The 12,534-nt window shown below is 59.7% G+C and carries 16 protein-coding genes; 6 read left to right on the top strand and 10 right to left on the bottom strand.

Going from position 1 to position 12,534, the window contains the following annotated elements:
• Positions 1-42: 42 nt before the first annotated feature.
• Positions 43-282 carry a hypothetical protein gene (locus tag BMY36_RS10265; protein ID WP_050518898.1) on the top strand — a complete coding sequence of 80 codons (240 nt, stop codon included), beginning with the start codon at positions 43-45 and terminating at the stop codon, positions 280-282.
• A gap of 54 nt (positions 283-336) precedes the next feature.
• Positions 337-684, top strand: a complete 348-nt coding sequence (locus BMY36_RS10260) for a hypothetical protein (RefSeq protein WP_050518897.1) — start codon at positions 337-339, stop codon at positions 682-684.
• 156 nt (positions 685-840) lie between these two features.
• Here BMY36_RS10260 and BMY36_RS10255 read toward each other — a convergent pair whose 3' ends face one another.
• The 3 genes from BMY36_RS10255 to BMY36_RS10245 form a co-directional block, all read right to left on the bottom strand.
• Positions 841-1,491, bottom strand: coding sequence for a pseudouridine synthase (locus BMY36_RS10255; RefSeq protein ID WP_050518896.1), 651 nt, complete (start codon positions 1,489-1,491; stop codon positions 841-843).
• 69 nt (positions 1,492-1,560) lie between these two features.
• Entirely contained in the window at positions 1,561-2,016 is a 456-nt protein-coding gene (locus tag BMY36_RS10250; RefSeq protein WP_050518895.1) for a free L-methionine (R)-S-oxide reductase MsrC, read from the bottom strand.
• 63 nt (positions 2,017-2,079) lie between these two features.
• Positions 2,080-3,240, bottom strand: a complete 1,161-nt coding sequence (locus tag BMY36_RS10245; RefSeq protein WP_050518894.1) for a thiolase family protein — start codon at positions 3,238-3,240, stop codon at positions 2,080-2,082.
• 88 nt (positions 3,241-3,328) lie between these two features.
• On the opposite strand from BMY36_RS10245, the gene BMY36_RS10240 reads away from it, so the two are divergent.
• The 3 genes from BMY36_RS10240 to BMY36_RS10230 all read left to right on the top strand — a co-directional run bounded on the left by BMY36_RS10240 (position 3,329) and on the right by BMY36_RS10230 (position 5,927).
• Positions 3,329-3,664, top strand: coding sequence for an STAS domain-containing protein (locus BMY36_RS10240; protein WP_050518893.1), 336 nt, complete (start codon positions 3,329-3,331; stop codon positions 3,662-3,664).
• Between the two features lies 1 nt (position 3,665).
• Positions 3,666-4,118, top strand: a complete 453-nt coding sequence (locus tag BMY36_RS10235) for an ATP-binding protein (protein ID WP_050518892.1) — start codon at positions 3,666-3,668, stop codon at positions 4,116-4,118.
• Between the two features lie 219 nt (positions 4,119-4,337).
• A complete protein-coding gene (locus tag BMY36_RS10230) occupies positions 4,338-5,927 on the top strand; it encodes a gamma-glutamyltransferase family protein (protein WP_050518891.1) in 1,590 nt (529 codons plus the stop codon).
• A 104-nt stretch (positions 5,928-6,031) separates the two neighbouring features.
• Here BMY36_RS10230 and BMY36_RS10225 read toward each other — a convergent pair whose 3' ends face one another.
• From BMY36_RS10225 to pheS, 3 genes are read right to left on the bottom strand one after another with little or no spacing between them, the layout of a single operon-like run.
• Positions 6,032-6,946, bottom strand: a complete 915-nt coding sequence (locus tag BMY36_RS10225; RefSeq protein WP_197086036.1) for an AEC family transporter — start codon at positions 6,944-6,946, stop codon at positions 6,032-6,034.
• A 10-nt stretch (positions 6,947-6,956) separates the two neighbouring features.
• Positions 6,957-8,057, bottom strand: a complete 1,101-nt coding sequence (aroC, locus tag BMY36_RS10220; RefSeq protein ID WP_050518889.1) for a chorismate synthase — start codon at positions 8,055-8,057, stop codon at positions 6,957-6,959.
• A complete protein-coding gene (pheS, locus tag BMY36_RS10215; protein WP_050518888.1) occupies positions 8,054-9,130 on the bottom strand; it encodes a phenylalanine--tRNA ligase subunit alpha in 1,077 nt (358 codons plus the stop codon). The genes aroC and pheS overlap by 4 nt, the downstream gene beginning before the upstream one ends.
• A gap of 143 nt (positions 9,131-9,273) precedes the next feature.
• On the opposite strand from pheS, the gene BMY36_RS10210 reads away from it, so the two are divergent.
• On the top strand, positions 9,274-9,963 hold the full coding sequence (locus tag BMY36_RS10210) for an SGNH/GDSL hydrolase family protein (protein WP_050518887.1): 690 nt from the start codon (positions 9,274-9,276) through the stop codon (positions 9,961-9,963).
• 51 nt (positions 9,964-10,014) lie between these two features.
• Here the strand turns inward: BMY36_RS10210 and rplT are convergent, their stop codons facing one another.
• The 4 genes from rplT to pyk form a co-directional block, all read right to left on the bottom strand.
• Entirely contained in the window at positions 10,015-10,404 is a 390-nt protein-coding gene (rplT, locus tag BMY36_RS10205; protein ID WP_050518886.1) for a 50S ribosomal protein L20, read from the bottom strand.
• A 12-nt stretch (positions 10,405-10,416) separates the two neighbouring features.
• The gene (gene rpmI / locus BMY36_RS10200) at positions 10,417-10,617 is read right to left on the bottom strand and encodes a 50S ribosomal protein L35 (RefSeq protein ID WP_050518927.1); all 201 of its coding nucleotides are present in this window, start codon (positions 10,615-10,617) and stop codon (positions 10,417-10,419) included.
• A 120-nt stretch (positions 10,618-10,737) separates the two neighbouring features.
• Complete coding sequence (locus tag BMY36_RS10195; protein WP_050518885.1) at positions 10,738-10,962, bottom strand: hypothetical protein; 225 nt, start codon at positions 10,960-10,962, stop codon at positions 10,738-10,740.
• Positions 10,963-10,995: 33 nt separating this feature from the next.
• A complete protein-coding gene (gene pyk / locus BMY36_RS10190; protein WP_050518926.1) occupies positions 10,996-12,444 on the bottom strand; it encodes a pyruvate kinase in 1,449 nt (482 codons plus the stop codon).
• Between the last annotated feature and the right edge of the window lie 90 nt (positions 12,445-12,534).

Below are 12,534 nucleotides of genomic sequence, written 5' to 3'. Positions count from 1 at the left end.
AACCGGTCGCGCTTAAGTGATTGAAACCATAGGTTTGTGAACATGTTAATCGGCGTCGAAAAAAGGTTTATCTTTGTTTCCAATACAAAAGCAGCTTCCACATCGGTAGAGCATTTATTGATGCCCTATACGGAGGTCGTGTGCTTGGGTAATTCTGAACGCAAACACAGGCCGATGAAAAAAGTGCTGACCAGCTTTCCATTCCTCTTTGACCAGCCCAAGTTCCAACCTGAAAGCTTTTTTCGGTTCGGTGTTATGCGCCATCCGTTGGAGTGGATCTAGTCGTGGTACAGGTATCGAAAAGGAAACCAAGTCGCAGATCCGCTTACTGAAAATATGGGTTTCAGCGCGTTCTGGGCCCGAAAGGATTGGAACATTCAACGGCAAGACGGAACAAAATACCTGCAAAGCCAGATGTTTTGCGCGGATGATGGCCAAGTTTTGGTCGACGTGATCATTCCCTACGCTCGTTTGAATGAAATGCTCGGTGAAATTTGCGGCAACCTTAAGATCGTGGGAAAGCTAGAGCAGAAAAATGCCAGCATCCTTGGCCAAACTGATTCGCTTCCCGACAGCCTGAAAAGCGAGATGGAAGAGTTTTATGTCAAAGATTTAGAGCTTTTTGATCGACTGGATCAGATCAACGCCGTTGGCATGCAAAAGTTACGGGAGATGGCCCCATAACTGTTTGAGACCAAGCAGGTCCGTAAATATGCCGGGTTTCATGCTTGGTCTGTAAGCCTTGGATCAAAAGGCCTTTTTAAACATCCGTGTAAGACAACCATGGAACCTGTTCTGTATCAGCGTTTTTACAAAACATCGCGGGCGACACCGCACCTGTTAAAACGGGCAAACCGCCGCAAAGGTCATTGCCGTACCGCTGTCTGGATGCCGAATTTTCAGGCTGTCGGCGTGCAGCATCAAGCGCGGGAAATCGGCCGCCGGCCCCTGCGCATACAAAGGATCGCCCAGAATGACATGCCCCAGCGCCTGCATATGCACCCGCAATTGGTGACTGCGCCCAGTTAGCGGGGTCAATCGCATCCGCGTCTCTGCCACCTCACGGCGCAGCACGCGCCAATCGGTTTGGGAGGGTTTGCCCGTGGCGTGGTCTACATGCTGGCGGGGGCGGTTGGGCCAATCCACAATCAGGGGCAAATCCACCCGCCCCGCCTCTGCCGCCACCTGCCCCCACACGCGCGCAAGATAGATTTTCTTGGTCAGCCGCTGTTCAAACTGCTGGCCCAAAAACGCCTGCGCGGGCTTGGTGCGCGCGAAAATCATCACGCCCGACGTGTCCAGATCAAGGCGATGCACCAGCAGAATATCCGCGTACACATCGCGCAGCCGGTTGATCAAACAATCCGCCCGATCATCCCCCCGCCCCGGGACTGAGAGAAGGCCAGACGGTTTGTCCGCGACCACAATATGATCATCGGCAAACAAAACGGCCAGCGGCACATCCGGGGGGGTATAGATAAAATCAGTCATGTGGTGGTGGTATCGCAGGCAGGCAGGCGCTCGCAAGCAGGCAAACAGGGGCGGTGGGTTGCACCCACCCTATACCGCGTCCCTAAACAGCCGCGCCATAAGGCCTGTAAGTTCGCACACATCCGTGTCCGTAAACGCGGCAGGGGTGTCGCTGTCCAAATCCAGCACCCCCAAAAGCCGCCCCGCACCGTTATAGACCGGAAGCACCAGTTCCGACCGGGTCGAGGATGCGCAGGCAATATGGCCAGGAAACGCATCAACATCAGGCACCAAATGCGGCTGCCCCGTGCGCGCCGCCGCACCGCACACCCCGCGTGAAAACGGAATGACAAGGCAGCCATGGCCGCCTTGATAGGGGCCGATTTTCAACAGATCAGGTTCGGTGACGCGGTAAAACCCGGTCCAATCTGACAGGACGTGCGCGTGGTGGAGTTCGCAAGCGATGGTGGCCATCAGCGCGACCGTATCCGTTTCGCCGCGGCACAGCGCATCGAGGGTTTTAGAAAGGTTGGGATAGTCGGGCATATGCGGTCCTTTTTGGTCAATGCCAGAGAGGTATTTGTCCCAAGCCGAATTGGAAAGGGGGGTTTAGGGGCGTTCGATCGCAATTGCCGTGCCTTCGCCACCACCGATACAGATGGCGGCAATGCCGCGTTTTAGGCCCCGCGCCTCTAGCGCGTGGAGAAGGGTCACGATGATACGCGCGCCGGATGCGCCGATGGGGTGGCCCAGCGCGCAAGCGCCGCCATTGACGTTCAGTTTGGCATGCGGGATGCCAAGGTCGCGCATGAAGGCCATAGGGACCACGGCAAACGCCTCATTCACCTCCCACAGATCGACGCTGTCCACGCGCCAACCAAGGCGGTCCAGCAGTTTACGGGCAGCGGGGATGGGTGCTGTGGCAAAATCGGCGGGGGCCTGAGCATGGCTGGCATGGCCCCGGATATAGGCGCGGATGGGCATCGCATGTGCCTGCGCTGCGTGTTCAGAGGCCACAAGGAGCGCCGCAGCGCCATCGGAGATTGACGACGCGTTGGCCGCCGTGACCGTGCCCCCGTTGCGAAAAGCGGGTTTCAGGGTGGGGATTTTTTCGGGACGCGCCAGCAGGGGCTGTTCATCCGCCATGATCACAGTGTCGCCCTTGCGCCCCTGCACGGTCACGGCAGCGATTTCCACCGACATATCCGCCGCCCGCGCGCGCGTCAGCGAGGCCAGAGCATAGCCATCTTGATCAGCGCGGGTAAAGCCGAACGCCGCCGCGCAATCTTCGGCAAAACTGCCCATCAGCCGGCCTTTTTCATACGCATCCTCCAACCCGTCCAGAAACATATGATCCTGCGCGGCGCTGTGCCCCAACCGCGCGCCGCCCCGCATTTTGGGCAGCAAATACGGGGCCTCGGTCATGCTTTCCATGCCACCCGCCACGATGATCTGGCAGCCCCCCGCGATGATCTGATCATGCGCCAGCATCACCGCTTTCATCCCCGACCCGCACATCTTGTTCAGCGTGGTCGCGGGCACCCCTTGCGGCAGCCCACCCGCAAACGCCGCCTGCCGCGCGGGCGCTTGGCCTTGACCGGCGGGCAGCACGCAGCCCATCACCACCTCCTCCACCAGCGCCGGGTCCACGCCCCCAAGGCTGGCACGAATCGCAACACCCCCCAGCACCGCCGCCGGCACCCCCGCAAACACGCCCGCAAACCCACCCATCGCCGTGCGCGCCGCCCCCGCAATGACAACTTTCTGCATTTGCCGCCCCCAAATTCGCTTTCAGTTACCAGATGCTAACCACTGCCCCCTAGCCTGCAAGCACCGAATTTGGGAAAGAGAGCGCATAATGAACCTGACCGCCAATCTGCACACCGACCTTTTGGTCGTCACTTGCCATGAAAATCGAATCGACAGCGCCAGTGCCATCCAGTTCAAGGAACGCATGCGTGACATCACTGAAACACCGTCCGCCCGCGTGATGCTGGACCTGTCGAACGTGGCATTTCTGGACAGTTCCGGCCTTGGGGCTGTTGTCGCGGTGATGAAACTGCTGGGCCCCGATCGCAAACTGGAACTGGCGGGCCTAACCCCCACCGTGGCCAAGGTGTTTCGCCTGACGCGGATGGATACCGTTTTCACCATCCACGCCACCCTGCCCGACAATCTGCGCAAGGCAGGCTGATATGATCCACAATATCGACAGCTTTTACAGGGGACTTATGCAACTGGTTATTGAAAGCGACCCCACCGCCGTGCGCAGCGGCCTGGCCCAATTGCTGGCCAGCGACATGATCCAAACCATGCAAGACGGCGCGCGCGGCACCGCCGAAATCGTGCTGGCGGAGGTGTTGAACAACATCGTCGAACACGCCTATGCGGGCGATAATGGGGCGATTCTGATCGGGCTGGCCCATCACCCTGACGGCGTCCACGTCACCGTCCGCGACCAAGGCCGCCCCTTCCCAAGGGAGAAACTGCCACAAGGCCATCTGCCCGAAATTGATCAATTCGCCAACCTGCCCGAAGGTGGTTTTGGCTGGTATCTGATCCGCACCTTGGTCCGCGACCTCACCTATCTGCGCACGGACGGCTTCAATCACCTGTCCTTTTGCCTGCCTTATGAGGATTCTCTCTAAATCATCCAAAATGCCGCAACCTTGCCATTTTTTCCCCCTGAACACGCCACAAATAGCGCCTACATAAGGGGGGTAGCTCTATAAAGCTTCCCTCGGTGCTGCGACTTTTGCCCCCACCCAGAACGTGGCACCGAGGACGATCTTTTCCCCAAAATACGCCTTTCCGCCACCCCGCCTTTCGTCCTAGGCTGTGGCAAATGCAAAACGGGGAACCACATCATGCGCGATTTTCAAATGCCGGGCCGCTCGGCGGTCTATGCCGCCAACGGTATGTGTGCCACCTCGCACCCACTGGCCGCAGGTGTGGCGATTGATATTTTAAAGGCAGGCGGCAACGCGATGGACGCGGCGATTGCAGGCGCGGTCCTCCTTGGGTTTTGCGAACCGCAAATGACCGGGCTTGGGGGCGATTGCTTTGTTCTGTTCAAACCCGCAGGCAGTGAAAATATCCACGCGATGAACGGGTCGGGCCGCGCCCCCGCCGCGCTGAACGCCGCGCTGAACGCCGATGCCTTGCGCGCGCGCGGCCTTACCGCAATGCCGCTTTACACCGCCGATGCCGTCACCCTGCCCGGCGCGGTTGATGCGTTTTGCACCCTGTCCGCCGATTGGGGCAAAATCGGCCTGCCCGCCACGCTGGCCCCCGCCATTCATTACGCCGAAAACGGCGTCCCCGTGGCCCCCCGTGTCGCCAGTGATTGGGCCGAGGCGGCGCACCTGCTGCAAGGCCGCGCGCGGCAAACCCTGCTGCACAACGACAAACCCCTCACCCTTGGCCAAATGTTCCGCGCCCCCGGTCAGGCGCAGGTCCTTAAACGCATCGCAAGCGAAGGCCGCGCTGGGTTTTACGAAGGCGAAGTGGCCCAAGATATGGTTGCCTCCCTCACCGCGCTGGGCGGCACCCACACGCTGGCCGATTTCGCGAATGTGAATTCCGAATATGTCGATGCCGTTTCCGGCCCCTATAAATCCATTGAACTCCACGAACATCCGCCAAACGGCCAAGGGGCCACCGCCATTCTGCTGCTGAAAATTCTCCAACATTTCGACATCGCCGCGATGGACCCGATGGGCGCCGACCGCGCGCATATTGAGGCGGAGGCGACAAAACTCGCCTATGACGCGCGCAATCGCTTCATCGCGGACCCCGACCACACAACCCGGCTGGCCCATATGTTGCACCCCGATACGGCGGCAAAACTCGCCGCCTTGATCGACCCCAAACGCGCCATGGCCAACCCCGCCCCCCTCACCGAACAGGTCCACAAAGACACGATCTACATCACCGTGGTCGACCGTGACCGTATGGCCGTCTCGCTCATCTACTCCGTCTACCACAGCTTCGGGGCCTGCCTTGCCTCCGACAAATTCGGCATCAACTTTCAAAACCGCGGCGCAGGCTTAACCCTTGAGCAGGGCCACCCAAATGAGGCGGCAGGCGGCAAACGCCCCATGCACACCATCATCCCCGGCATGGTCACCGAAAATGGCCGCGTCACCCTGCCCTTCGGCGTCATGGGCGGATCGTACCAACCCACAGGTCACGCGCGGCTCGTCTCCAACATCGTGGATTTTGGCATGGACCCCCAATCCGCAATGGACGCCCCGCGCTGTTTTTCGGGGGTCAACGGCATGGAAATGGAACGCGGCTACAGCGACACCGTCCGCGCGGACCTCGCCGCACGCGGCCATAACGTCATCCCGCCCGAGGTGCCGCTTGGCGGCTCCCAAGCCATCAAGCTCCACGCAGATGGCCTCTTGGAAGGGGCCTCCGACCCCCGCAAAGACGGCTGCGCCCTAGGGTACTGACGACACATTATTCGTCTTGGCCCAAATACCTTCGGGGGTGATGAGTGTTAAAAAACGCCCCAGTGGGGCGTTTTAGCGAAGAACGCCTGCCCCAAAATCAGCCTTCACATCAAAAACACCAACGCCAAACTCAACGTGAAAAAGCTCATCGCTGTCGTCATCAACAGTGCCAGCGATGCCAGCCCTTCCATCCCCTGCTCTTGCGCAAAAATCGGGTACACACCCAGCATCGGCACGGCGCAGGCGATCAACAAACACGCCTGCAATTCAGGCGACAGCCCCGCCCCCGCAACCGCCAAAACACCAAGGGCCAACAGCGGGTGCAACACCAACTTGCCCACAGAAATCTGCGACGCCAGCCCCAGATTGCCCCGCAGCGACACCCCCGCCAGCGACCCGCCCACCACAAACAGCGCCAACGCGACTGCGGCGGTGGATATCATCCCCAACCCTTGGCCCAACACCGCAGGGATCGGCAGCTTGAACACCGACCAAACCAACCCCGCAATCAGCGCCAAAATCAACGGGCGGCGCAGCAAATCGCGCGCAATCCCCCAAATCATCCCGGCCCCGCGCCCGCGCCCCAGTGCGATCAACACCAATACGGTGGGAATCATCAACAGATTTTCCACCAACAGGCACATCGCCAGCACTTTTGCCGCCAAATCCGGGAACGCCAACAGCAAAATCGGAAACGACATATAACCAGAATTGGAACAGGCCACGCCCATCATACAAATGCCCGCGCGCTCCAACGGCATCCCGCGTACATGGCAAAACCAAACATAGGCAATTGCCAGCGCACACAGCGACACGCCCGCGTAAATCCCCATGAACACCGGGTCAAACACCTCGGCCACGTCGCGCTTTGCAATGGCGTTAAACAGCAGTGCGGGCAGCGCGATCGAAATCACAAACCGCCCGAAAATCCGCATATCGGGCACCGAAAAAAGCCCCGCCCGCGTCACGCCGAACCCCAGCCCCACCACCAGAAAAATCGGCAGTGTGATGGCGATCACAACCTCCATATCAGCCGATATGCCCGCGAATACCGCCGGTTTGGCCCCGGTCCATCAACACATGGTCCAGCAGCACGCAGGCCATCATCGCCTCGCCCACCGGCACCGCGCGGATGCCCACACACGGGTCATGGCGGCCCTTGGTGATCAAATCCACCTCGTCGCCCGCCACCGTCACCGTCTGGCGCGGCGTCAGGATGGACGATGTGGGTTTCACCGAAAACCGCACCACCACATCTTGCCCCGTCGAAATGCCGCCCAATATCCCGCCCGCGTGGTTGGTCAGAAACGCTGGCCCCTGCGCCCCCATCCGAATTTCATCCGCATTTTCAACACCCGTCAGGCTGGCCGCCGCCATGCCCTCACCAATCTCCACGCCTTTGACCGCGTTGATCGACATCATGGCCGCCGCCAAATCCGCGTCCAACTTGGCATAGATCGGCGCACCAAGCCCCGGCACCATCCCGCGCGCGACAACTTCAATCACCGCACCAACCGAATTATGCGCGCGCCGCAAATCATCCAAATACACCGCCCAATCACGCGCGGCCACAACGTCCGGCACCCAAAACGGGTTCTCATCAATCTGGTCCCAATCAAACCGCGCGCGGTCAATGCAGTGCGGCCCCATCTGCACCATATACCCTGTCACCGACAGCCCCGGCACCAACTGCGCCAACGCCGCCCGCGCCACACCGCCCGCCGCCACCCGCGCCGCCGTTTCGCGCGCCGATGACCGCCCGCCCCCACGCGGGTCGCGCACCCCGTATTTCTGGTGGTACGAGATATCCGCATGACCGGGGCGGAAACTTTGCACAATATCCCCGTAATCCTTGGACCGCTGATCGGTGTTCTCAATCATCAACTGAATGGGCGTGCCCGTCGTGCTCCCCTCATACACCCCCGACAAAATGCGCACTTGGTCCGCCTCTTGCCGCTGCGTGGTGTATTTGTTCTGCCCCGGTTTGCGCTTGTCCAACCACGGCTGAATATCGCCTTCGGTCAACGGCACCCCCGGCGGGCACCCATCGACCGTGGCGCCCAGCGCGATCCCATGGCTTTCGCCCCACGTCGTGACCCGAAACATATGACCATAAGTGTTGAAGCTCACGCCACACCCCCGGCCAGTTCGGGCACATTCAACGCCGCAAACCCGTAATGGCGCAACCAGCGCAAATCGCTCTCAAAAAACGCGCGCAAATCGGGGATGCCGTATTTCAGCATCGCCATCCGGTCGATGCCCATCCCAAACGCAAACCCTTGCCATTCGTCCGGGTCCACACCCGCCGCGCGCAACACTTTTGGATGCACTATCCCAGAGCCGAGGACTTCCATCCACCCATCCCCTTCACCAATGCGCAACTGCCCATCAACCCAGGAACACTGAATATCCACCTCGGCCGATGGCTCGGTGAATGGGAAATGGCTGGCGCGGAACCGCGTTTTCACGGGCTTGCCGAAAAACGCGGTAAAAAACTCCTCCAACACCCATTTAAGGTTCGCCATAGAGATGTCTTTGCCAATCACCAAGCCTTCGACCTGATGGAACATCGGCGAATGGGTTTGGTCCATGTCCATGCGGTACACGCGGCCGGGGCAAATGATGCGAATGGGCGCGCCTTGGTCCAGCATCGCGCGGATTTGCACGGGGGATGTGTGGGTGCGCAACACATGCGGCGGGCGATCATCGCCGTCCGCGCGGTTCATAAAAAACGTGTCATGTTCTTGGCGCGCCGGGTGTTCGGGCGGAATGTTCAGCGCGTCAAAGTTGTACCAATCGCTCTCCACCTGCGGCCCCTCGGCCACCGCAAACCCCATATCGGCAAAAATCGCCGTCAATTCCTCGGTCACTTGGGAAACTGGATGGATGGTGCCCACCGGGCGCGGTCGCGCGGGCAGCGTCACATCCAACCATTCCGTGCGCAACCGCGCATCCAGCGCCGCATCACCCAGTGCGACTTTTTTCGCGCGCAACGCCGCGTCAATCTCATCCTTCACCACGTTCAGCGCCGCGCCAAATGTGCTGCGCTCCTCAGGCGACATCCCGCCAAGTTCACGCATTTTCAGGCTAATTTCGCCCTTTTTTCCCAACGCTTCCAGCCGCACCGCCTCCAGCGCCGCCTCATCACCCGCATCGGCCACGGCGGTCAGGTATTTGGCCTTCAGATCATCAAGCGCGGTCATGGGTCTGCCTTTCGGAATTTACGCTTTTGTGCTATAGTCCAAGGGCTTAAAATGCAAGGCCCGCACCCGCGCCCCAAAATTAACGTATTCGCAAGGTTTAATCCGAACAATCGCGCTTAACAGACCTGCCAAACGGACCCGATATGATCAGAACCATCGCCGCCCTCATGACCTGCCTTTTGCTTGCCGCCTGCGGTGAACAGGTCACCCCCAACACCAAATCCCGCATCCTTTTGCTGGGCGACAGCATGATGGCAGCCAACGCGCCTACAAACAACACCGTCGCCAACGGGATAGAGGCGGCATTGGGCGAAGAGGTGATCGACCGCTCCGTGATCGGCGCGCGCTATTTTTATTCGCTGCCCCTGTCAGGTGCGGCGGGGTTGAAACTGGATGCGCAATACCGCCCCGGCCCGTGGGATTGGGTCGTGCTGAACGGCGGGGGCAATGACCTGCTGTTTGGCTGCGCTTGTACGTTTTGTGATGGGGTGTTGAACCGGCTGGTCTCCCCTGATGGGCGCAAAGGGGCGATTCCCGCACTCATGGCCCGGCTGCGTGCATCTGGCGCGCGGGTCGTTTATGTCGGGTATTTGCGCAATCCCGGCACCTTAACCCCGGTAAAGGCGTGCGGCCCGGCGGGCAATGAACTGGACCGCCGTTTGGCCAAAATGGCCACGCTCAACAGCGGGGTCGATTTTCTGCCCATGTCGGGTGTCGTGCCCAATGGCGACTGGTCGTATCATCAGATTGACCGCATCCACCCCTCGGTCAAAGGCAGCACCGCCATTGCGGCCCGCATCGTGGCGCATATCAAATCAAAACCACGCCGCTAAAACGCAAAAAGCCCCGTATCGCTGCGGGGCCTTTCACAAACTCAAGTCAAATCACACAGCTGCTTTTGCCGCTTCGGATTTGTCAAAGGCTGCCTTGGCGGATGCTGCGATGGCGTTGAACGCCTCCGGCTCATGCACAGCCAGATCGGCCAGTACTTTGCGGTCCACTTCAATCCCCGACAGCATCAAACCATTGATGAAACGGGAATAGGTGAAGGCAGCATCAAACAAACGCACAGCCGCGTTGATCCGCTGGATCCACAGCGCGCGGAAGTTGCGCTTGCGGGTCTTACGGTCGCGTGTGGCGTATTGGTTGGCTTTATCAACCGCCTGCGTTGCAGTGCGGAAGTTGGTGCTGCGCGCGGCGTAATAGCCTTTTGCAGCCTTAATTACCTTGCGGTGACGGGCGTGGGTAACGACGCCAGATTTTACGCGGGACATCTTTGGCTCTCCTTACCGGTTATAGGGCATGTATTTTTTGACAATTTTCGCATCGGCTGCGCACAGGATCATGGTCCCGGCGGTGTCCCGAATGAATTTCGTCGTACGCTTGATCATGCCGTGGCGCTTGCCGGCGGGGCCGGCCTTTACCTTACCGGATGCGGTGAAGCGAAAGCGCTTCTTGGCCGCTGATTTGGTCTTCATCTTGGGCATTTCCATCTCCTCGTTCGAGTGGTTATCGCGCGACTCGGCATGCCACTTTGGCCGGTCCCACGGATCATAGAAGCGTGCGTGATACGGCCCACCGCCCCAAAGTGCAAGCCAAAAAGCCGCCTAATTCACATAACGCCCAACAACTTTAAAAAACACATCGGGGATTTGCGCGATAGTATATCCCCCCGGTTTGTTTTGCAGCGCCATCACCACCAAAACCCCCGCAATCAACACCATAATCGCCGCCACCCGTGGCGCGCGGCTTTCCGAAAGCGCCGACAACATGGACGGGACAGCAAGAACCCCAATCATTATGCCCACAATCAGCAACAGGTCGGGGTCCATGCCATCCTCCAATATTCGTTAAGAGTATTGGTATTATTCAGCTTCAGACGCGTAAATCAACCGCTCATCACACGGGGCCACGCGCAGAATGTTGGTGGTGCCGGGCACGTTAAACGGCACCCCGGCGGTGACCACAATCTGCTCAGCCTCTTTGGCAAACCCATCACTGCGCGCCGCCCGCACAGCGGCCAAAACGGCGCCTTTAAACCGGTCCTGCGGCTCTGTGATCACACAATGCGCGCCCCAGGTCAGCGTCAAACGCCGCGCGGTGCGCACCAATGGCGTCAGCGCCAAAATCGGCGTGCGGGGCCGTTCGCGCGCCACCAAACTTACCGTGGTGCCCGACTGCGTGAAACAACAAATCGCCTTAATATCCGTGGTTTCCGCAATTTCCCGCGCCGCCGATACAATAGCATCCGCCACGGTGTTTTTCGTGCCCTTCCGGCTCGCTTCAATCACCTCGCGGTAAATCTTGTCGCTTTCCACCGAAATCGCCACGTTGTTCATCGTGGACACCGCTTCAATCGGATACTGCCCTGCCGCCGATTCCGCCGACAACATCACCGCATCCGCACCTTCATAAATCGCGGTCGCCACGTCTGATACTTCGGCCCGCGTGGGCACCGGGGCCGTGATCATCGATTCCAACATCTGCGTCGCCACAATCACCGGTTTCGCCGCCGCCCGCGCCCCGCGCACCAGCCGTTTTTGAATCGGCGGCACCGCATGCACCGGCAATTCCACCCCCAAATCGCCGCGCGCCACCATAATCCCGTCCGACACGGCCAAGATGCTGTCAAACGACTTCACCGCCGCCGGTTTTTCAATCTTCGACATAATCGCGGCGCGCCCTTTGGTCAACTCGCGCGCTTCCAACACATCTTCAGCCCGCTGCACGAACGACAGCGCCAACCAATCCACACCCATCTCGCAGGCAAATTCCAAATCGGCGCGGTCCTTGATCGACAGGGCTGCCAACGGCAACAACACATCGGGCACGTTCACGCCCTTGCGGTTGGAAATGACGCCGCCCACCACAACCGTGCAATCGGCAAAATCCTTGCCGCACGCCTCAACCTTCAACCGGATCTTGCCATCATTCACCAACAGGCTAGCACCCGGTTGCAACGCTTCAAAAATCTCCGGATGCGGCAAGTTCACCCGCCGAATATCCCCCGGCGTCGCGTCCAAATCCATGCGAAACGCCGCCCCTTCCACCAACTCCTCGCCCGCGTCATTGGCAAACACGCCCACGCGCAGCTTTGGCCCCTGCAAATCCGCCAACACGCAAATCGGCCGCCCGGTGTCTGCCTCAATCTGGCGAATAATGTCGTACCGCGCGCGCTGCTCATCATGCGTGCCGTGGCTCATGTTCAACCGAAACACATCGGCCCCCGCCTCAAACAGCGCGCGGATGGTGTCATAGGTGGAGGATGCTGGGCCCAGCGTGGCCACGATTTTCACATTGCGAAGGCGTCTCATGGTGTCGCTGTCCTCTCGATCAAAATTAGGGTAAAGCATGGGCTTTATGGCCCAGTTTCAGCCGCGCGGCAACGCCGGAATGATAGCGCC

This window comes from Pseudorhodobacter antarcticus (assembly GCF_900110135.1).
Classification (GTDB): Bacteria; Pseudomonadota; Alphaproteobacteria; order Rhodobacterales; family Rhodobacteraceae; genus Pseudorhodobacter; species Pseudorhodobacter antarcticus.
Note: the sequence above shows the minus strand (reverse complement) of the source record. Positions and strands in the feature narration are given on the sequence as shown.